15 protein-coding genes are annotated in these 21,774 nt (G+C 39.6%); 10 read left to right on the plus strand and 5 right to left on the minus strand.

The window, feature by feature from the left end; genetic code table 11:
* The first annotated feature begins 1 nt into the window (after nucleotide 1).
* The 6 genes from L1999_RS10365 to L1999_RS10390 all read left to right on the plus strand — a co-directional run bounded on the left by L1999_RS10365 (nucleotide 2) and on the right by L1999_RS10390 (nucleotide 7,953).
* Nucleotides 2–1,180, plus strand: coding sequence for an NAD(P)/FAD-dependent oxidoreductase (locus L1999_RS10365; RefSeq protein WP_235743467.1), 1,179 nt, complete (start codon nucleotides 2–4; stop codon nucleotides 1,178–1,180).
* 352 nt (nucleotides 1,181–1,532) lie between these two features.
* Nucleotides 1,533–2,756, plus strand: a complete 1,224-nt coding sequence (locus tag L1999_RS10370; protein ID WP_235743468.1) for an MFS transporter — start codon at nucleotides 1,533–1,535, stop codon at nucleotides 2,754–2,756.
* A gap of 138 nt (nucleotides 2,757–2,894) precedes the next feature.
* Nucleotides 2,895–4,817, plus strand: coding sequence for an FUSC family protein (locus L1999_RS10375; RefSeq protein WP_235743469.1), 1,923 nt, complete (start codon nucleotides 2,895–2,897; stop codon nucleotides 4,815–4,817).
* A 156-nt stretch (nucleotides 4,818–4,973) separates the two neighbouring features.
* Entirely contained in the window at nucleotides 4,974–5,399 is a 426-nt protein-coding gene (locus L1999_RS10380; RefSeq protein ID WP_235743470.1) for a MarR family winged helix-turn-helix transcriptional regulator, read from the plus strand.
* Nucleotides 5,400–5,638: 239 nt separating this feature from the next.
* Nucleotides 5,639–7,273, plus strand: coding sequence for an MFS transporter (locus L1999_RS10385; RefSeq protein WP_235743471.1), 1,635 nt, complete (start codon nucleotides 5,639–5,641; stop codon nucleotides 7,271–7,273).
* A 44-nt stretch (nucleotides 7,274–7,317) separates the two neighbouring features.
* A complete protein-coding gene (locus tag L1999_RS10390) occupies nucleotides 7,318–7,953 on the plus strand; it encodes an HlyD family secretion protein (RefSeq protein WP_235743472.1) in 636 nt (211 codons plus the stop codon).
* Nucleotides 7,954–8,039: 86 nt separating this feature from the next.
* On the opposite strand, the gene L1999_RS10395 is transcribed toward L1999_RS10390, so the two are convergent.
* Together L1999_RS10395 and ndk are read right to left on the minus strand one after the other, a co-directional pair.
* A complete protein-coding gene (locus L1999_RS10395) occupies nucleotides 8,040–9,530 on the minus strand; it encodes a S8 family peptidase (RefSeq protein ID WP_235743473.1) in 1,491 nt (496 codons plus the stop codon).
* Between the two features lie 294 nt (nucleotides 9,531–9,824).
* On the minus strand, nucleotides 9,825–10,286 hold the full coding sequence (gene ndk, locus L1999_RS10400; protein WP_235743474.1) for a nucleoside-diphosphate kinase: 462 nt from the start codon (nucleotides 10,284–10,286) through the stop codon (nucleotides 9,825–9,827).
* A 268-nt stretch (nucleotides 10,287–10,554) separates the two neighbouring features.
* Here ndk and L1999_RS10405 point away from each other — a divergent pair, with 268 nt between their 5' ends.
* On the plus strand, nucleotides 10,555–11,376 hold the full coding sequence (locus L1999_RS10405) for an alpha/beta fold hydrolase (RefSeq protein WP_235743475.1): 822 nt from the start codon (nucleotides 10,555–10,557) through the stop codon (nucleotides 11,374–11,376).
* Nucleotides 11,377–11,731: 355 nt separating this feature from the next.
* On the opposite strand, the gene L1999_RS10410 is transcribed toward L1999_RS10405, so the two are convergent.
* Nucleotides 11,732–12,502, minus strand: coding sequence for an IclR family transcriptional regulator (locus L1999_RS10410; protein WP_235743476.1), 771 nt, complete (start codon nucleotides 12,500–12,502; stop codon nucleotides 11,732–11,734).
* 271 nt (nucleotides 12,503–12,773) lie between these two features.
* On the opposite strand from L1999_RS10410, the gene L1999_RS10415 reads away from it, so the two are divergent.
* Both L1999_RS10415 and L1999_RS10420 read left to right on the plus strand, forming a co-directional pair.
* Complete coding sequence (locus L1999_RS10415) at nucleotides 12,774–13,937, plus strand: Gfo/Idh/MocA family protein (protein WP_235743477.1); 1,164 nt, start codon at nucleotides 12,774–12,776, stop codon at nucleotides 13,935–13,937.
* Nucleotides 13,938–13,979: 42 nt separating this feature from the next.
* Entirely contained in the window at nucleotides 13,980–14,957 is a 978-nt protein-coding gene (locus L1999_RS10420; protein ID WP_235743478.1) for a Gfo/Idh/MocA family protein, read from the plus strand.
* Nucleotides 14,958–15,355: 398 nt separating this feature from the next.
* Here L1999_RS10420 and L1999_RS10425 read toward each other — a convergent pair whose 3' ends face one another.
* Both L1999_RS10425 and L1999_RS10430 read right to left on the minus strand, forming a co-directional pair.
* Nucleotides 15,356–15,757 (minus strand): DoxX family protein, encoded by a 402-nt coding sequence (locus L1999_RS10425; RefSeq protein ID WP_235744307.1) that lies wholly within the window; start codon nucleotides 15,755–15,757, stop codon nucleotides 15,356–15,358.
* A gap of 226 nt (nucleotides 15,758–15,983) precedes the next feature.
* Nucleotides 15,984–20,408, minus strand: a complete 4,425-nt coding sequence (locus L1999_RS10430; RefSeq protein WP_235743479.1) for a pullulanase X25 domain-containing protein — start codon at nucleotides 20,406–20,408, stop codon at nucleotides 15,984–15,986.
* Between the two features lie 331 nt (nucleotides 20,409–20,739).
* On the opposite strand from L1999_RS10430, the gene L1999_RS10435 reads away from it, so the two are divergent.
* A complete protein-coding gene (locus L1999_RS10435; protein WP_235743480.1) occupies nucleotides 20,740–21,774 on the plus strand; it encodes a LacI family DNA-binding transcriptional regulator in 1,035 nt (344 codons plus the stop codon).

The raw sequence follows: 21,774 nt of genomic DNA on the forward strand, positions 1-21,774 counted from the left end.
CATGTCAAAAAAAGTTGTCATCTTAGGTGCCGGTTATGGCGGACTATTAGCTGCAATGAATATTCGTAAATATTTAAATAAAGATCAAGCACAAGTAACTGTGATTAATCAGTACCCTACACACCAAATTATCACAGAGCTTCACCGTTTGGCTGCAGGAAGTGTGGCAGAACAAGCTGTTGCGATGCCTTTAGCGAAGCTATTCAAAGGAAAAGATATTGATCTTAAAATCGCAAAGGTTGAATCTTTCTCTGCAGATCAGAAAGAAGTAAAACTATCAGATGGATCTTCTTTATCCTATGATGCGTTAGTCGTAGCATTGGGAAGCAAAACTGCTTACTTCGGTATTCCAGGGTTAGAAGAAAACAGCATGGTGTTAAAATCAGCAGACGATGCCAATAAAATCTATCAACATATCGAAGAACGAATTGCTGAATATGCCAAAACTAAAAATGAAGCAGATGCAACGATCCTTATTGGCGGCGGCGGTTTAACCGGCGTTGAGTTGGTAGGAGAAATTGCGGATATGATGCCTAAACTTGCGAGAAGCTATGGCGTAAATCCTAAAGAAGTTAAGCTGATGCTAGTTGAAGCAGGTCCTAGGATCTTACCAGTGTTACCAGCAGCTTTAATCGAACGTGCAACTGCAAGTCTAGAAGCTCGTGGTGTTCAGTTCTTAACAGGTCTTCCTGTAACAAACGTGGACGGAAATGTCATTGATTTAAAAGATGGACAAAAGATTACCGCTAATACTTTTGTTTGGACTGGCGGCGTACAAGGTAATCCACTAGTCGGTCAATCAGGCCTTGATGTGGATCGTGGACGCGCAACTGTAAATGAATATCTTCAATCTACTTCCCATAAAGACGTATTTGTTGTCGGTGACAGTGCGGTTGTTTTTGGAGAAGATGGACGCCCATTACCTCCTACTGCCCAAATAGCTTGGCAAATGGGAGAGCAAACAGGCTACAATGTATTTGCTTTCTTGGAAAATAAATCATTTAAAGAGTTTACTCAAGTTAACTCTGGAACACTAGCAAGCTTGGGACGTAAAGATGCAGTTGCTTCCATTGGTGCTAACTCCATCCCACTTAAAGGACTTCCAGCTTCGTTAATGAAAGAAGCTAGTAATGTTCGATATTTATCACATATTAAAGCATTATATAGTTTAGCTTATTAATTCTATTGGTTTTAACGTTTTGTTCGGTCGGACATTATTTCTATCTTTCCATAATATTCTCTTTAGGGAGATTAGGCTTATTTATAGTAAAACCACGGCGTTCCATTAAATGCTGTGGTTTTATTATTATTTAAAAAATAATATAAACATATTGTCACATACCTACAATCGTGTTACTATTAGATGAAATTAATTCCTTTAACTTGGTCCAGAGAGGCCAAAAAGGCAAAAGTAAACTTTATATATGTATTTATGTATATAATGCCCTTTTGTCCATTGGATAAAAGGGCTTTTATTTTGCCGACTATCTTTTAATCAAAGTCCCGTGAGGCTTGAAAGGAGAACGACAAAAATGGATTATCGTAAAAAAACAGTAGTTGCATCAGTAGCAGGTTTAACACTTGAGGGTATGGATATTATGTTCATCTCCTTTGCCATGTCAATGATTATTGCCCAGTTTCATATTGATATGGTATCGGGAGGTCTTATTTCCTCCATTACAAACATAGGAATGCTAGCTGGAGGAATGATTTTCGGTATTTTGGCAGATAAATTCGGGAGAGTTCGAGTATTTACCTATACGATTCTACTATTTGCGATTGGAACAGCGTTAACAGGGCTGGCTCAAAATATTGAACAGGTTTACGCCTTTCGATTTATAGCGGGTTTAGGTGCAGGTGGAGAATATGGGATTGGTATGGCGCTTGTCGCGGAAGCATGGCCAAAGAATAAACAGGGGCGCGCTTCTTCCTACGTTAGTATCGGTGCTCAATACGGTGTGATCCTTGCAGCACTTCTAAGTGCCATGATTCTTCCTGCCTGGGGATGGAGAGGATTGTTTTTCGTCGGCTTGGTTCCAGTTATCTTCGCTTTTATCGTAAGAAGGAAATTAGACGAATCGCCTGTTTGGGTAGAGGCACAAAAGCAAAAACAACTTCTGCCTCGGCAAGGGAAATTAAAGCAATTGTTTGCTGATCCGAGAACTTCAGTCACAACGATTGCGTTAGCCATTATGGCTACTGTCCAAATTGCAGGTTATAATGGTTTGATGATTTGGCTGCCATCGATGCTTCAGCAATCTCAAGGATTATCCGTATCTAATTCGGCTCTTTGGACGATTAGCACGGCTGTAGGGATGATTGCCGGAATGTTAACATTTGGCCAATTTATCGATCGATTCGGAATGAAGCGCTCATATGGAATGTTCCTTGCTGCTTCTGCTTTAGCGGTGTTCTTATATTCCTATGCATCAGGAAGTGCAGGCCTTTTAATCGGCGGGGCGCTTGTCGGATTTTTCTCAAATGGAATGTTTGCCGGATATGGTGCCTTAATCAGTAATTATTATCCAGTTGAAATTCGCAGCACAGCAACCAATACCATCTTTAACTTTGGCAGAGCATTGGGCGGATTATCTCCCATTTTAGTTGGTTACATCCTGCAGCATACAAATGTAAAGGTCGCAATGGGCTATCTTGCCGTACTTTACTGCATCTCCTTTATCGCTATGATTAGTTTGAAAAAAGGAAAAGGTTCTAAAAAACAGCTCCCTGTATTTTCTAAAGTGGAGTCCTTTTAAGAAAAAACCCAAGTGAATGTACTTCACTTGGGTTTTTTGTCTAGTTGGGAGATAATAATATAAGAGGGCATTTTAACTTATTTATATATTAAAAATGCGTATAAAGTTGAATTAGGTATGTAGAAAGAAGTGAAAAGAATGAAAGAAATCCCCTCGATCTCTTCATCGATTATTAAACAGGCTTTATCGGTTAATAAAAAGCCGTTCCCATGGTTAAAGGCATTTTCGGCAGGGGTAGCTGCGTCTTTGCCTATTTTGATTGGCTTATTATTAGGCAATTTTAAATATGGGTTGATCGCTGGAATGGGTGGTTTCACCTATCTTTACGTATTTAATATTCCATATGCTCAGAGGGCTAAAAAAATATTTTTTGTCTTAGTTGCTTTGTCTGTACTAACTGCGTTAGGGACACTTGTTGCTCCATATCCAATGGCAATTGCCATTTTAATGGGGCTGATTGGAGCCGCAGCCATATTCTCTTTTGGAGCATTAAGAATTACAGGTCCTTCGGCCATCTTTTTTGTTCTGGTTTTTTCAATGACAACAGGTATGCCTGTTCAGCCAGAACTAGCCCTTGTTCGAGCAGGACTTGTTTTCCTTGGCGGGAGTCTGTCGTGGATCATTGCGATGCTTGGTTATTTTTTTGACCCGCATGGTCCAGAAAAGGGTGTAATGAAAAGGACCTTACTCGAGCTAGCAACATTTCTTGATTCTGTCGGAACTGAACGTTTTAACGAGTCGAGACATCGTGTCATGTCAATATTGAATGAGGCCGAAGGAACACTTGCTTCGGGTTATATTTCCTGGAATCAAACAGACTTTTTTAAAAGATTATATGTATTAAATAATTCGGCTCGTGCGTTATTCACGTACATACTTGAAAATTATTCCGAACATCCTGTCAAGTTACCATCTGAATTAGGGCATTCGCTTCGGAAAATGACTTTATCGTTAGACACTAAAAGGAAGGGTCATTATTCCGAACAAAAAATTTTACAGCCGGATGTAATGGATGATCAAATTGCTTACTTGTTTAAACTCATCTATGATGCAGATGCAATCTTTAACGAACCCGCTTCTAAAATTAATAAAGAAGTTGAATTTGCGAAGTCCTCCACAAAGACTGTGCTTGGGGGGGCATTTGACAAAAATTCGATTATTTTTATTTCAGCTTTAAGATTTGGTATTGTCACAACGATAGCGGCCATTATCGCTTTTCAATTTGGACTTGTGCGGTCTTACTGGGTACCGTTATCCTGTGTAGCTGTTATGTCAGGATTCTCGATTGTGGCCACCTTTCATCGTGCTATCCAAAGAGGAATTGGTACATTGCTAGGAATCTTAATCGCAAGTATCATACTTTCCTTTCATCCGAGTGGTTATTTAATTGCTATGCTTGTTTTATTATTAACGTTTATAACAGAGCTGTTTATCGTGAAAAATTATGGATTAGCCGCACTGTTTTTTACACCGAACGCTTTACTTATGGCTGAAAGCACCAGTTTGGGGAATTTTAACTTTACCTATTTTGCTTCTGCAAGAATGATGGATGTTTTAATTGGCAGTATCATTGGTCTCTTGGGAGTATGGTTAGTAGGGAGGAGGTCGGCCTCTAGTCGTATTCCTCACCTGATATCGAAAACGATTCGGAGTCAAGCACAATTGTTGATTATTCTATTCTCTGACCAAGGAAAAGGGTTAAAGTCGAGAGAAAACAGAGGGTTAAGCAAGATGAAAACGAATATCTATAATTTAAAAACCCTATATAATACAGCTTTAGGTGAAGTTCCTGCTGATCGAAAAGCGTTGGATTATTACTGGACTGTGGTATTCTCCATCGAACATTTAGGCTATTTATTGGAAGATTGTGCTAAAACAGGTACCCGACGGCCCCTTTCGGATGAGATACTAGCCCAATTGCTTTATGTTTGTGAAACAATGGCCATCGCGGCAGATCTGAAAAGGTCGCCAACTATGAGAAGAGTTCCTGAAATAGAACCATTTCCAGGCATCCAAAATGAGATTGTAAATTTACAAAAAGGACTTCAAACAAGCGACTAGTATGCAAAAAAGGCCCCTCATTGATGACGGGCCTTTGATTCTGTTCCTTACATTTATCTAGGTGCTTGCATTTGCTTGTCCAGAACCCAAGTATTATACTAAAATCAGTTTGTTTACCATAAGAAGAACCGTTTGCTTTATAAGGGGGAAGGACTTTTGAATCGCGACTCACTCCAATCTATTGAATATGAAATTGCCTTGTTGGTTCGGCTTACAACAGCTTATAGTCCTAAATTAGGTGAATTGGACCGTTCAGAGTATCTTATATTGAGTGAAATTAATGAAAATGGCCCGCTGGCGATTAATGTTATTGCTGAAAAACTAATGTTAAACATATCAACAGCGAGCAGGCAGGTTGGTACGTTAGAAACCAAAGAATATATTAAACGTTTTCCAGACCCAGGCAATGGCAGAATTAGTCTAATTGAAATGACCAATAAGGGAAAAGAGATCTTAAACATTGTTCAAACTGCTCGCTATAAGTTTTATTCCGAAGTACTTCAACATTGGTCGAAGACAGAATTAGAACAATTGGAGGATAACTTAGTTCGTTTAAATATGGATTTTAAAAAAAGGAAATGATCCTATTTTTAATATTTCCCAAAAATTAAGAATAACTGTATATGGAGAAGGATTGTGACCTGTTGTCACGATCTTTTTTGTTTTCACTATTGTATAAAATAAAGTTTATCATTGATTTTTTTGTTATAAGTTGTATAATACAAGTTGCCGTATGCAATATAGATATGGTGATTATGTTGACAAGCATTATGAAACAAAACTATTACGAAATTTTTCAGATATTGAAAGGAGGAAAATTGATGAGTCGACAAATCAATACGGCAGCTTCAGAGACTGAAAAAGTTGCTGTCCCACAATATTTGGTTATATCCATCTTGACAATCCTTGCGATTGGTTCACAGTATTTTTCTAATCTGTCCTACATCTTAAACCAAGGAATTATTCAAAACGGACTGGGGCTAGGTTCAAATCATTTGCTAATCCCATCTACATTATCGAATTTGGCATTTGCACTCGGTGTGCCACTGGGTTCAGTACTCACGAGGAAGTTTGGATTAAGAAAAAATTATTTAAGGTTTGTGTTTATCTTTTTATGTGGCTCCATTATTTCTGCTCTATCACCTGGACTGATTATTTTAATTGTAGGTAGAATCATTCAAGGTTTAAGTGCAGGAATGCTTTTCTTAACCATTTTGCCAGTTAGTCTAAAATCCTTCCCAAACGCCATCCGAAATACCTTTTTGTTTATGGTCATTACCGGATTATTTGGATCGAGTGCCATTGGAGCTTTATTCGGTTCGATTTCTTTAAGAGCTGATGCATGGCGTTGGTTATTTGTTTTAAATGTTATTGCATCAATATGCTGCTTAATAATTGGTTTTTTTGGTTTGCCTAAGCAAGAAGAGCCTGTTCATGATCATAGTCCCGTGGATAAAACAGGCGTATTTTTGTTAAGTCTTCTTATGATTGTACTAGCATTTCCACTATGTAATTTGTTAGAAAAAGGGTTTACTTCCTTATATGTTTGGCCCTTTCTACTTGCAGGGCTAATCTTGTTACTTTTGTTTATTTATGTGGACGTAAAAGCCGAAACACCCATCGTTCCGTTTCGGACCTTAAAGGCACCAAAACCTATTTCCGGAACCATTATGGCTGTCGCATCCCATGTTTCGCTTATCGTGGCCATTGCAGGGATAAACGGATTTTTAAGAAATAATTTGAACCTGCCATTTTTATATTTAAGCCATTTTTACTTTTGGTTTTTTGCAGGCATTTTGTTTACTGCCATATTCAAAACCCTATTTTATGACAAATGGGGGGCCGGCGTACTTGGAATAATGGGCTCACTTATCGTTTTATATATAAGCATTAAGTGGAGAGTGATTGGTCCAGAAACAACTTTATCTTCATTATATTTTCAAGTTGCCTGTTTGGGCGCCGGGATCAGTATGACTCTCGTTTCAGGTGCACTTGGAACTGCATTAGCCGGAGATATTCATCAGGCATCTATGAGGTCCGTCACCTTGCACTCTATTCGAAATTTTATTGGTGCAGTTATTTCACCAGTGATCGGCTGGTTTTTAACAAGACAAAACGCTCAAAACTATGAAGACATACGCGGACAAGTTGACCCAAATAGTTCAGAATTTAAATCGGAAATGACAAAATTAATTCGTTCCTTAATGGGGAAACACGTGTCTTTATCCGATGCAAAAAGTACAGCAGCTTATGAACTAGTCGCCAATTCTAAAAAATCAGCTATTTTGGGTGCCTATCATGATTTGTTTACGTTCTTACTTGTTCTCAGCATTATTATGCTGATTGGCTCAATAGGAAAAACTTTGACTGGCAAAGGACGGTCATTGGTTCAGAAACAGAAGAGAGTGCTCTTACCAGATAAAAAAGCGAAAGCTGGAATGGAGACATCTGTTTAAATTTACAAGGAAATTTTTAAAATATGTGAGGAGAGATTTCAAACATGAGTAAAGGTCGTTTATTACTGATTAATGTTGTGGGGATGATTGTTGTTTTGGCAGTAATTGCAGCAGGTGGAAACTTCTACTATGAAAATCAGAACTATGTAAAAACCGATGATGCGGTTGTATCAGCAGAAATTAATCAAATCGTCGCTACTAATTCAGGCTTACTGACCAATTGGACTGCGAAAGAGGGGGAAGTTGTCACTGGACATCAAGAAATTGGGAAAATCTCAACGGGACAACAAGCTCTTCCTGTGGATAGCATGGCTAAAGGAACCATCATCAAAAATGAAGCAAAAACAAATCAACTGGTACAGGCTGGTCAGGTTTTGGCTCAAACAGCGGATATGGATCATTTATATATTACTGCCAACATTGATGAGGACCAATTAAACAATATTGAAGTAGGAGATACTGTCGATATTACGGTCGACGGGGATGCTGAAGCAACCTTTAATGGTCAGATTGAGGAAATTGGTTATGCGACCAATTCCGTATTTTCAGCTCTTCCGTCTCAAAACTCGAACGGCACCTATACAAAGGTAACTCAAAAAGTACCTGTGAAAATTTTAGTTGAAAATCCTTCAAGTAAGGTACTTCCAGGAATGAATGCCGAGGTCAAAATTTCTATTTAGTACTTTTCCAAATTCTGTTTTGCTCAATAATAATGTAGAACAAAGCAAAGGCCCATCTAGTAAAGAGGGGCCTTTGTTTTGTTCTATTACTTACCGGTTAATGCTGTATAAGCATTTGCTTCACCGGAACCAAAGTATGCATCATGACCTGGTTTTCCATAATCTAATGCGGTCTTTTCAATAAGTGCTTCCACCTGGGCTGGTTTGTAGTCCGGATGCGCCGCTTTGATGACTCCTGCAATACCGGCAACTTTTGGCGAAGCCATGGAAGTTCCGTGGAGGTAGGCGTAGCCTGGATGCTCTGGATGCTCTGGATCAATTGTGGTGAAATATGGAGCTAAATAGGTTGGCCAAGTCGACAAGGTACGGTAAGTAAAGTCACGATCGTTTAAATTTGCAGTCTCAGCATATTTAGGGCCATTGTCTCCGCCAGGTGCTGCTACCGTAATAAAGCTATTGCCATAGTTCGAGTAGAATGCCAGTTGATCTTTTGACCATTTGTTGGAAGAGGATACAGTAATAACACCCGGTAGGCCTCCTGGCGTTTCAATGGTGACTCCTTTATAGACAAGGTTCGTATCACCATAATTGGCATTCAAGTAGTCAGTAAGTGATTTTTTATCTGCATAGTTTAATGACTCATTTCCAGCAGAAGTCACAATCGTGACATTATTATTGACAGCATATTTGATAGCACGCTTCCAGAGGAGAACATCTGCAATGTCGCTATATCTAGTTCCACTAAATTCATATTTTAGATTGTCATAGCCGCCAATCGACATATTGACAACATCGACTTTATCTTTTGCAGCTTGGATGATCGCTTCAACGATTGGGGCAGTTGGGGCGCTTCCAGAGCTGTCAAAAATACGATATGCCCTGATTCCTAGATTTGGGCCGACTCCCTTAATTTTTCCATTGCCTGCAATCGAACCGGCAACGTGTGTACCATGACCTTCACGATCTAGTACATCATTGGGATCGCCTGTTTCTTTCTTGTCATTTCCAGAATAACCACCTGCAGGAACGAAGCTTTTCCCGCCAACATAGTTGGCTTCAAGATCTGGATGTTCAGCGTCAATACCTGTGTCGATGACTCCGACGATCGCCTTATGGGTGACCTTACCATTTGATTCTGTACCACCTGACTCGATGCCAAATGATTTTCCATCATTAGTTAAATGCTGTATATCCCACTGTGAGCTCCAGTATGTACCATCTTGATCCGGAGTAAGTGTTACTGGCTTCCCATCCGCAGCTGCTGGTTGTTCGTCATCTAGTCTATATTTCATTTCTACGTTTGCCGCAATAATACTAGCATTGGATTTCAAGTTGCTGAGAAAATTAGGGTTCGAAGAGCGGACTTCTAAACCGCCAATTTCCGGAATAGCATTGATTACAACTCCTCCGGCATTCTTAATGTCTGTTTGATAGGTTTTAGGTAATGAAGACTGGTTGTAGGCGATGAGGAAACTTTTAGTTGGTGATGTGGCCGAAGTGTGCAGATTGAAAGATGATAGGGAGATTGCTAAGATACTGGTGGCTGCTAGAGCCATTGCTTTTTTTCTTTTTTTCAATAGAAAAACCTCCTTAATAATGGATCTAACAGATTAATTTTAGTCCAACTGCCACTACTTGGGAATAATAACCTCTCGATAAAGAACGACAAATTTAGTGGAATATGCGACTATTTTGTCTATTTAAACTATTAATAGTCCTAACTTAGTCATAGGATCAATTTATTAGGAAGAAATAATAGAACTATTATAATGTATTTCCTATAAACAATTAGTCCTAAGGCAGGGAGCTTCTAAAGACTCTTTACTTAATGCAAAAGGCCACCTCCGAGTAGGGAAGTGGCCTTTATGTAATTACATAGATTGTCGATCCTCGAATGGAAAATCATCTCTTGAGATCCGTTTTTTCAGCAGGCCAAAGAAATTTTCAATTTCTCGTTCGGCACTTAAGAGAGAATCGGAGCCATGAATCACATTTTCTTCTTTTGAAAAGGCAAAGTCACCACGAATGGTGCCTGGCACTGCTTCCGACGGACTTGTCTTTCCAATCATGAGACGAGAAACTTCGATAATATTTTCTCCTTCCCAGACCATGGCGAAAACAGGATCTGAGGTAATGAAATCGACTAATTCTCCAAAAAACGGCTTTTCCTGATGTTCCATATAATGATATTCAGCTTTACTGCGGTCTACTGTCATTAGCTCGGCATTCAATAGGGTAAAGCCCTTTTGTTCAAAGCGGCGGATAACTTCTCCGATTAACCCGCGTTTCACCCCATCAGGTTTCACCATGATAAACGTGCGTTGTAAACTCATATGATCACCTCGAAAAAAAATAGATAGTTTGATGAGAATCACCGGACAGCACATAGAATGCTAAATTTTTCAAAGGTGGATTCTACACATATTTCATTATGGGAAAATAATATAGATTTCAAACTAAGAAAATAAAAATAGAACATGTCTATAGTATATTTGGAAAAAAATTACTTTCAGTTAACTAGGAGAGATATTTTTTGCATTCTCATGAACGATTTGAACAATAATAAATACTATATGATAAATTCCCGAGGAGTGGAACACATTGTGTGTCGACGGATTGAAACAAACCTACATGAAAGTAGATAATATTAATTTGTACTGTGAATACTTATTAAATGATAAACCACCGATTCTTCTGATCCACGGCTTCGCCTCTTCTACTTATACATTTCGTCGTATCATCCCTTTATTACAAGAGAAGTTTTCAATACTAGCCATTGATCTCCCCGGTTTTGGAAAAAGTGAGAAATCAACCTCGTTTGTTTATAGTTTTGAAAACTATGCAAAGTTAATGATTGAATGTATCCACCATTTTGGATTTGCTAGGACCTGTATTGTTGCCCATTCGATGGGCGGTCAAATTGCTCTAAATATGGCGCGCATCGCTCCTGAGAAAATTAATAAACTAATTTTATTAAGTAGTTCAGGCTATTTAAAGCGTGCAAAAAAACTTCTCATTTGCAGTTCCTATTTACCATTCTTTGATAAAGTCATTCATTATTATATTGGAAGAAAAGATGTCAAATATCACTTGGGGAATGTTTTTTTTAATCAATCCTTAATCAATGATGAATTGATTCGTGAATTTGGCAGACCGCTGGCGGAAAAAGGATTTTATAAAGCTTTAATCCGACTAATCCGTCACCGTGAGGGTGATTTGTTGCCACAACAACTAAAGGATATTCAAATTCCAACATTATTATTATGGGGAGAAGAAGATCGAGTGGTACCAGTGGAAGTGGGCAAAAGATTAGTTCAGGATTTACCAGATGCGAGATTAATTACTTATGAAGAAACAGGACATTTAATTACGGAGGAAAGACCAGAGTTTGTTTTTAGAAATATATTGATGCATACAAACTAACGCTAGTAACAAAATTTCATCGTTCTTCAAAAGAAAAAGGGGAAGCTGAATCAAAAAGTTGTGAATCAATGAGCTTATGAGTCAGCTTATTTTTTTAAAAGAATAATGGAATTAGGAAAGTTGAACTTGTGGTTCTTCATAATATGGCTCTCCAACCTTCAAAATAAATTGTAATCCCTTTATCATACTAGACCATTAGGCGTTATCTTCTTAAGATACCGTTAAAAATAGGTAAAGATTATGTAAGGATTGATGGGGAACAATGGTATCTCTTCATTATTCCCACCCTTTATATGTGTTTTACTTAGATAAATAAGAACTATTTAATCCCATCAACGATTAATTAAACAAGACATTAGTTTAGTTCAAAGTGCCGGCTGATCGCTTGGCAAGTATGATTCAGGGCCGCAGCTAGTCTTTCTTCATGGCCATAAAAACGAGTGGATGGCAGCGGAATCGAAACAGCGCTTATATTCCCCATGCGATCAACAACCGATGCTCCCACTGCACAAATCCCTAGAATATGCTCTTCCCTTACAAAACTGACTCCTTTTATCCGAACTTGTTCTAACTCCCTTAACAGCTCTGCCCGGCTTGTAATTGTATGTTCCGTATACTGTTGCAGGTGTTCAGGCAACAAATTTTCTACCTTAGCTAATGGCAGAGAGGCGAGGATGGCCTTCCCGTTTGCTGTACAATGCAGTGGAAAAGACGCCCCAGGCTGTGAAGTTGCTTGCAATGGATGTGGCGCAATAATCTGATCAACAAAAAGCACCTTACCATTATCCAGTACAGAGAGGTCTACTGTTTCATTAATTTGATTGGATAATTCTATTAAAAATGGCCTGATTTCTTCTCGTAAATCACTATGAACAGCACCTGCAAGCATCGCGATCTCAGGTCCAAGGCGGAAACCGCCATTTACAGACGCGGAAGCAATAAACCTTTCCTGTTCGAGTGTGGTAACAATTCTTTGAACCGTTGATCTGGCCATGCCTACTTCTTTCGCAATTTGCGATAAGCTTAATCCTTTTGGATGAGCTCTAAGAGTCCTCAAGATTTTAGCAGCACGAGAAATAACTTGTACATTAGCTGCCTTAGATTGATCCTGGTTATCGTTTGTCATACGTATGTTTTCCTTTCTCTTATATATCCTTTTTTCTATCCATTCCATTTTATACTAATACCTGTATGAGGGAAGAATAATACATAGTTATTGACTTGTATTTTAACTTTTCATTATAATAAGATTAACCATTATGTGATACAACTGTACTACAATGTGGTTAATAATAAAAATTTTTCAATTAATGTCTCCATTTAAGATTATTTTTTTGGGATGATTTACTAGATTTATATATTGTGGCAACCATAATTCTTAAAAAGAAGGAATTTAGATGAGTATTGTTAAAATCGGTGTGATTGGAATTGGGAATATGGGCAGCTCACATGTGCAAATGTTAAGCGAAGGACAAATTAAAGGAGCACAGTTGACTGCCGTTTGCAGCAGCAATGATAGCCGAATAGACTGGGTAATGAACCATACAAAGGGTGATGTACGGGTTTTTAAAGATGTCGAGTCTTTTTTTAATGAAACAGCAATTGATGCTGTCCTCATTGCAACCCCGCACTACAGTCATCCGGAGCTAGCTATAAAAGCCTTTGCAAAAGGAAAACATGTGATGATTGAAAAACCAGCTGGGGTTTATACCAAAAATGTGCTGGAAATGAATGCTGCAGCATTAAAAAGTGGAAAAGTATTCAGTATCATGTATAACCAAAGGGCTAATCCACTTTATCAAAAAGTACGTGAGCTTATTCAAACAGATCAACTGGGTGAAATTAAGCGGACCAATTGGATCGTTACCGATTCGTACCGTCCACAAAGTTATTATGATTCAAGTAAATGGAGAGCTACCTGGAAAGGTGAAGGTGGCGGGGTCCTCTTAAATCAGGCCCTTCACCAATTAGATCTTTGGCAGTGGACGACAGGTTATATGCCAAAGCGCATTCGTGCCATAACCAGTCTAGGAAAATATCATGATATTGAAGTGGAAGATGATGTAACTGCCTATGTGGAATATGAAAATGGGGCGACGGGTGTGTTTATTGCATCGACAGGAGAAGCACCGGGTACAAACCGTTTTGAGATTGTTGGAGATCGTGGGAAAATAGTGATTGAAAATGAAGAACTTATCTTTTACCAATTAAGCGAATCAGAACGTGAATTTAATACTTCGTACACTGGCGGATTTGGTCAGCCGCCATGTGAAAAAATTAAAATTCCCGTCAAATGTGATAATGGTAATCATGCTGCCATTGTTCAAAACTGGATTGATGCCATTCTTAATGGTTCACCATTACTTTCACCTGGGGAAGACGGTGTCAAGGCGTTAGAATTTTCAAATGGTATCTACTTATCTTCATGGTTAAACGAAACGGTTGATTTGCCCGTAGACGCAGACCTTTATTATGAAAAATTACAAGAGAAAATTCATTCTTCCACATTTAAGAAAAAGCATGTCACGAATACGATATTAGATGTCAGCGGGACGCATTAAGATGAAAGATATAGAATTATACGAGAGAAGGGGAATATATTTATGAAATTTGAAAAAGTACGTTGGGGAATTATTGGATGCGGTGATGTAACGGAAGTGAAAAGTGGACCAGCATTCCAAAAAATCAGTCATTCAGAGTTGGTCGCCGTGATGAGGAGAACTAGTAAACTTGCAAAAGACTATGCGGAAAGACACCATGTTCCAAAATGGTATGATGATGCTGATGCGCTTATTAACGATCCAGATGTGGATGCTGTCTATGTCGCGACACCACCAAGTTCACATAAAGAATATGCAATAAAAGCTGCAAAAGCCGGCAAACCGGTTTATGTAGAAAAGCCAATGGCACTTAATTTTGCTGAGTGTAATGAAATGATTGCTGCTTGCAAGATGGCTGGTGTTCCTTTATATGTAGCTTACTACCGCAGAGCGCTGCCTCGTTTTGTAAAAATAAAAGAGTTGTTGGAAACGAAAGCAATTGGAGATGTTCGTTTTGTATCGACAACACAATATCAAACAGCATCTGAAAATGTAAAGGATTCACAGGCTCTTCCATGGAGGGTTCAGCCTGAATTGTCAGGAGGAGGGCTATTTTTTGATTTGGCAAGTCATACACTCGATTTATTAGATTTCTTACTGGGGCCAATTAAGGAGGCACAAGGTTTTACTTCCAATCAAGCAGGTTATTATCATGCCGAAGATATCGTCACAGGGACGTATCGATTTGAATCCGGAGTCCACGGTGTTGGAAATTGGTGTTTTTCTGCGTTTGAAGATGTAGATGTGAATGAAATCGTCGGCAGTGAAGGAAAAATTACCTTTTCCACTTTTGGAAACGAGCCCATTGTGTTAACGACAGCTAGTGGAACAGAGCAATGGAGTTTTGAACCGCCGATGCATGTCCATCAATACCTTGTAGAAACCATTGTGGCTGAATTATCAGGAGAGAGCAAAGAGTGCCCAAGTACGGGAGTGTCCGGTGCAAGAACCAATTGGGTGATGGGTGAGATTGCTTACTAGTTACTTGCTCTATTGATGACTCTGATGAGTTATTTTTGAGGTAGAAGATCGACAATAAGAGCTCTTGACGACGCTGCTGAATTATTTTGAGGAATACGGTAGTCAATAGGCACTCTTGACGACCCAGATGAATTATTTTTGAGGAGGACGGTCGCCAATAGGTGGTATTGACGACCCAGATGGATTATTTTTGAGGAGGACGGTCGCCAATAGGTGGTATTGACGACCCAGATGGATTATTTTTGAGGAGGACGGTCGCCAATAGGAGCTCTTGACGACCCAGATGGATTATTTTTGAGAAAGACGGTCGCCAATAGGTACTCTTGACGACCCAGATGAATTATTTTTGAGCCAGAGAGTCGTCAATAAGCTCTATTGACGACTCTAATTTTTATTCATCATTTAAGGTTAAAAAACAAAACAAAGTCACCAGGGCCAATGAGCGCTACTCCAATAACAGCAGCAATTAATACAAGATTATATTCAAATCCATTGTTGGTCATCCAGTAGCCATTTTTGCCATGAACAGTAAAAATAGCATCAATCATCACAATTACAATCATGATTGCACCAAGCCAAGTAAGAAAACCAGCAGCAAAAAGTAATCCGCCTATCAACTCAAATAGGCCTGCAAGAGTCGCCCAAACCTTGGCTCCCTTTTCAAGGCCGAGTGTTTCAAGCCAGTTTCCCATACCCGCTATACCAGGGCCGCCAAACCAGCCAAATAACTTTTGTGCGCCATGCCCAAAAAAAGTTAGCCCGATCACGAGCCGAATAAGTAACAGCCCGATATTAACCAGTGCCATATTTTCAGTCATATTATACCTTCTTCCACCTTATGTAATTTCAAAAAAAGTGTCGAAAAGAAATGGATATCTTATTTTGGCTAATTAATCCAATTCTTATTCTAGTCTAGTTGTTAGATTACTATTTAATCAACCAAAAGACTAGAGTAAAAAGACCTCATCTTTACCCAATTAATTACATGAAAAAAGGTCTGCCGCACTTGGCAGACCTCTTTCTATCCTAATTTTTCACTTCACTTATTGTTTTTCCTGAGACATCAATCAAATAGTCCTTAGTATTTTTATTAATGGATCCGCCATCACCTTTAAAAATTGTCGACTTTGTTTCGGTAGAAGGCTCGATGTGAACAGGTACAGAAGTTTGACCTGCTTGGAGTGTGAAGGATTGTGTGAACTTCATATCCTTGCCCACTGCTACTTTCTCTCCATTGATAGTCAAGTCTGCGCCTTTAATTGCATTTCCAGTTACCGTCATCGTTGAACCATTCACATTCATTTGACTCACGACTAATGGCATATCAATCCAGCGCAGGATGGTGTCCTGGACAACCATTTTATTGTTGCCTTGATTGGTAATGACAATCTTCATATCCGTTCCTTGGGCACCATACCCATAGTAACTAATATCGTCATCCGTAGAATCGTTTGGAGTATGGTCTGTTAAACCTTCCTGATCCCAAGAATTGTTTTTTACATATTTATAAGTGAGTTCGGTTCCTTCTTCTAACTCCATCGTATATTCCCAATCCGGTGTAACGGCACCATTGCGGCTCATCGACCAAGCGCCTGTATTCCATCCATTTAGGCTGCCAGGTATATTGACTTGAGCGGACAAAGGAGTGTAATCCGGTGCATGCACCTTAAAGCTCACTTGAACCATGACAATTTCCGGTGTCACACTAACGGTGTTTGAATCTACATAATTACCAGCCTGGTCAAAGACACGGATTTGGTACTTATAGGCCGTGCCATTTGCTACCTGATAATCACGGAAAGAGGTAACATCCCCATTTAATGTGGTTAGAACTTGGCCGTCTCGGTAGATGAGCGTTTTAAATGGCTGATCAGGCTCCGACAGTTTCCATGTTAGATTAACCTGACCGGACTCTTTTACTGGTGTATCCAATACAATTTGTTTAGCAGGTGGAGTGGTATCAGTCGTATTTTGAGTATAGGTCACTTCTCCTGTTGAGGAGTATACCAAGGTCGTTCCTAGATCCGGCGTAAAGGCCATCCGGTATTCATACGTGCCCGCTTCAAATGCCGTGAAGTTTCCTTTAAATTCATTTGACGCGCCATCTTGTGTCTGGCCATTATATAGGGCAGGGGAGGATTGCCATTCTGTTTGTCCTTTTAGCCTTACTTGAAGCTCAGCTGTCACTCCTTCTGCTGCTCCTGTTTCTGTGGCGCTAGACAAGTAAAAAGTTGCTTTTACAGTTGAGGCTTGAGCAAGATTCAGTTCACTGTTATCTAATCTAGTCAGATCTTTGATGCTGGCCTTCGATACATCGTAGTGAGGGACTAATCCAGAAGTGGCAACAGGGACAGATTCATTCCCATTCTCATCCACAGATGTAACAGCAAAATAATAGGTTCGGCCATTATCTAAGTTAGAAATGGTGACAGATGGATCAGTTGTTTCTTGTACTTTTGTCCATAAGCCGCCAGATACTGTAGATTGATAAACAGTGTAGTTGGCACTAGTTCCTGACCAGGTTAACATCACCTTTTTTGAACCTGCTGTTCCGGTTAGAGCTTTTACGGAAACTGGCTTCTTGACTTCATTAACTGATACTAGCATACGGCCTGATTCAGCCGGTACAGTTAAGCTCAATTTTCCATCCTTTGTAGCAGCTTGATATTTCTTATCTAATTGATCAACAAAACGAAGACCATTCCCTAGCAGTTCTTTTGTATCGATCTCGACCGTTTGAGCGTTTTTCCCTCTATTAATGATGACAAGGCCGGATTTTGCTCCTTTTGTCCGGACATAGGCTAATATATCGCCTTTAGCATAAATGTGGTGTAAATCCCCATAAGCAAATAGGTCGGCATTTTCTTTCCGGATTTGACCAATTTTTTGATAATGGGCAATGAGGGACTTATCTTCCCTGCCCCAAGGGTAGGTCCTGCGGTCGTCTGGATCCTTCGATCCTGTCTGGCCTGCTTCATCTCCATAATAAATAGTCGGTGCTCCTGGATAGCCCATTTGAAGTATGGAAGCCAGCTTCAGTCGCTTAACACCTTCATTATAATTATAGTTCGGGTCTTGTTCTGCCCGGTAATACGTATCTGTTCCATTGCCTAACAGAAAAATAGCCCGAGCTGTATCATGTGATCCCATTAGGTTCATAAGGGCATAAAACGCTTCTTTAGGATAATCCTCTTGTACAGCTAGGAGGGTGTTCTCCGCATTAGCGGCATTACCGTTTTTTAAGTAATCCAAAATGGCCCCGCGAAACCGATAGTTCATAACTGAATCATATTGATCTCCCAAGAAATACTTGGATGCATCATCCCAAATTTCACCTAAAATAAGGGGTTCTTCCTCTTTTTGAAGTGTTTTTCCCGCACCGGTCATCGCCTTGGATTTCATTTGCTTGCGGAATTCTTGCCAGAAGGAGCTGTCCACTTCATTGGCTACATCGAGACGCCAGCCAGAGGAACCTTGATCAATCCACGATTTTGCTACGGAATCTTTGTCATAAAAAATATAATTCGCTAATTGTGTATTGTTTAGCTCACTTGGGTGGTCGACCTTCGTACCATCCACTGATTTAAACACAGGCAGACTGTCATATCCCCACCAGTCATCATATTTATAATGCTGACCTGTTGAAACGCCGTTAACTTTTTCGTTGTCTACCTTTTCATTTTTGATATCGAACCAGTTTTCAAAGCCGTAGGGACTAAAGGATTGGCCTTCGGCTAGAAATTGCTTCTTAGCTTTATCTTTGGCTGCTGTTTCGGTCAACTTTTCTTGATTCATCAAGTCATAAATACGGGACCAATATTCATATGCACCTACGGTTTTATATTTGTTGTAGCGGTCAAAATAGATGGAATCGTCGGAAACATGGTTAAAGACCCCGTCTAAAATAAGATGCATATGACGTTTTGATAATTCCTTTGCAAAATCTGCGAATTCTTTCTGCGTCCCAAACATTGGATCGACCTGTTTATAGTCAGTAGCATCGTATTTATGGTTGGATGGTGCAAGTGCGATTGGATTTAAATACAGGGTATTAACGCCAAGAGACTGCAGATAATCAAGCTTCGCTTTAATACCGGCAAGATCGCCGCCAAAAAAGTCATTGGTGAACTCTCCATCCCCCGTATAGGATCCAGTACCTTGTTCATATGGATTATCCGGCAATGAGCTCCAAGAAGCTGGATGTTCGATTGGCTGGCTGCCACGTGCGCCAATTTTGTCCTTAACATGATCGTTCGCTTTGTTTCCATTATTAAATCGGTCCGGAAAGATTTGATAAACAACAGCTTCTTTCATCCAATCTGGTGTTTTATAGGCAGGGTCGTAAACGGTCAATTGGAATAATCCTGCATTTTTATCTTCTGCTTTTCCAGTGTGGCCTTCCTGTGTATCTTCACCATATTCGGCAGTAGCATCTTGATCCCCAACAATGAATTTGTACCCATAGATGCCTTTTTCAGAAGGGGTGAATGAGGCTTCCCAAAACTCAAGAGGACCTTTGTCGGTTTTATCGGTCCAGCCGGCACTCTTCATAGAAATGACATTTGATGTTCCTGTATTGTAGTTTTTTACATACAAACTGGCCCTCGTCAGGTCACCCTTCTTAGCGGATACGCTTAGTGTTACAGGTTGTTGTGCAGGTACTGCTCCGAAAGGCGTCCGGTAGACTTTGTCCCATGAATCATGATATAGTGCAGACTTATCAATTAAACCATCAGACCCAGCTGGTCTGTAATCTGTATACACCTCATTTGTTTGCTGATTATAAAAAAAGGTGATCGTAGTATCTGCAAGGACATTTAGTTTTTCATTGGAAGATGGGTAGGACTCTGTCCAGTCCTTGCCCAAAACAATCTTGTATTCATAGCTGCCTCTGGGTACTTTTGTGGTGAAAGAGTAGACATTGTTAAAATGATCATCTGATAGCAATGCAGTTGATTCGGCAGGGCTCCATGCTGAACCGGCTTGAATGGCAGGCTGGATGGTGCCGGCAATACGAGGCTGTTTGTCTCCTGTTAATGGAGTGTAATGGCTGCTGTCGGCAATGGAGTGAGTGTTATCATTGTAGTAGAATGTTACTTCTTTTTGTTCAGTGAGAGATAGTTTGATATTGTTCCCGCCTGGAGTGCCTCCTTCTCCGTAATTCTCATTCCAGCTGCCGCCGATGGCGATCTTGTACTCATATGTACCGGCTGGTAATGTCCCAGTTAATGTATAGAGACCATTTCCTTTGTCGGTCATTTTGGTAATGGTGGATGATGGATCCCAATCCCCAGAATTTCCTAGAGCGGTTTGCAGGTTCCCAACAAGTACAACCTGCTTAACTGACGTTTCTGCTGCCTTTACAGTTCCGCTTGAGAGACCTGTTAACAGCTGGAGTATTAATCCGGTAATGGTGACAAGCGACAGCAGTGTGCGCTGCTTCTTTTTCATAAAAAAACCCCTTTCCCCTTTGTTCGATTGTTTTGTGAAATCGTTTGCGCAAAATGTGATAGAAAGATCCTCCTGAGATGAATATAGGAGGATCTTTACAATTTTAAAAAGTAATGCAACCGTTTTCATATACAAATAATACTATTTTTGGAGGGTTAATTCAATAGAAAATTAGTTTAATAGACGAAAATTTCTGTGAAATGCTGGTGATTTGTTTTTAAAAGGGGATTCTTACGAAACCCAATATGCCTGGTCTTTTTATGGTGCTACCAAAGTACTATTTCTGTTATGATAAAATTAAATAAAATCCCTATTAAGAAGGGTGAAAAATATGACAGTAACAATAAAAGATGTCGCAAAGCTTGCAAATGTTGCCCCTTCTACGGTTTCAAGAGTAATTGCTAATAATCCGAGAATTAGTGAAGCAACGAAACGAAAAGTCAAACAAGTGATGGAGGAGCTGGGGTACCATCCTAACCTAAATGCAAGAAGTCTATCTAGTAAAACAACCCAGACCATTGGGCTTGTAATGCCAAGCTCTGGAGATGTTGTTTTCCAAAATCCTTTTTTTTCGACGGTGTTGCAGGGGATTAGCGAAGGGGCACACGAAAAAAAGTATGCCTTGCAAATGACAACAGGAAGATCAGAACAAGAAACCTTTGAAGCAGTCATTGAAATGGTCCAAGGAAAACGAGTAGATGGGATGATTCTCTTACATTCTAAGGTGGAGGATCAGGTCATCATGTACTTAAGAAAAATGGATTTTCCGTTTGTTGTGATTGGAAAACCAGCTAAATATACAGAAGAAATTGCACATGTTGATAATGATAATGTTGGTGCCATGAAAGAGGCGACCGATTACCTGATTAAACTGGGACACCAGCAAATTGCTTTTATTGGCGGCAGCACGGAACTTATGGTAACCGTAGATCGTCTAAATGGCTATAAACAAGCTTTAGAGGAAGCATACATTCCGATAAATGAGGAATATATCAAACATGAGGAATTCTTAAGGGAAGGGGGTCAAGAAGCAGTTAGTGAGTTAATGGCACTTCCACAACGGCCTACCTCTCTTTTAGTAGTTGATGATTTTATGGCGCTGGGCGTCCTTAATAAGTTAGATGAATTAGGAATCAAAGTTCCAGAGGATATCTCAGTTGTTAGCTTTAATAATATCCTGTTGTCAGAAATGTCAAAGCCGCCTTTAACTTCCATGGATATCAATATTTTAAAGCTTGGAGTTGAAGCATCAAGGAGCTTAATCAAAAAAATAGAAAATAGTTCAGAACCTACTAAACGCATTATTGTTTCACATAAATTGGTAGAACGCTCATCATGCAGCCCTCTCAATATTTCAAACAATTAA

Source organism: Neobacillus drentensis, assembly GCF_021560175.1.
Lineage (GTDB): Bacteria > Bacillota > Bacilli > Bacillales > Cytobacillaceae > Neobacillus > Neobacillus drentensis_A.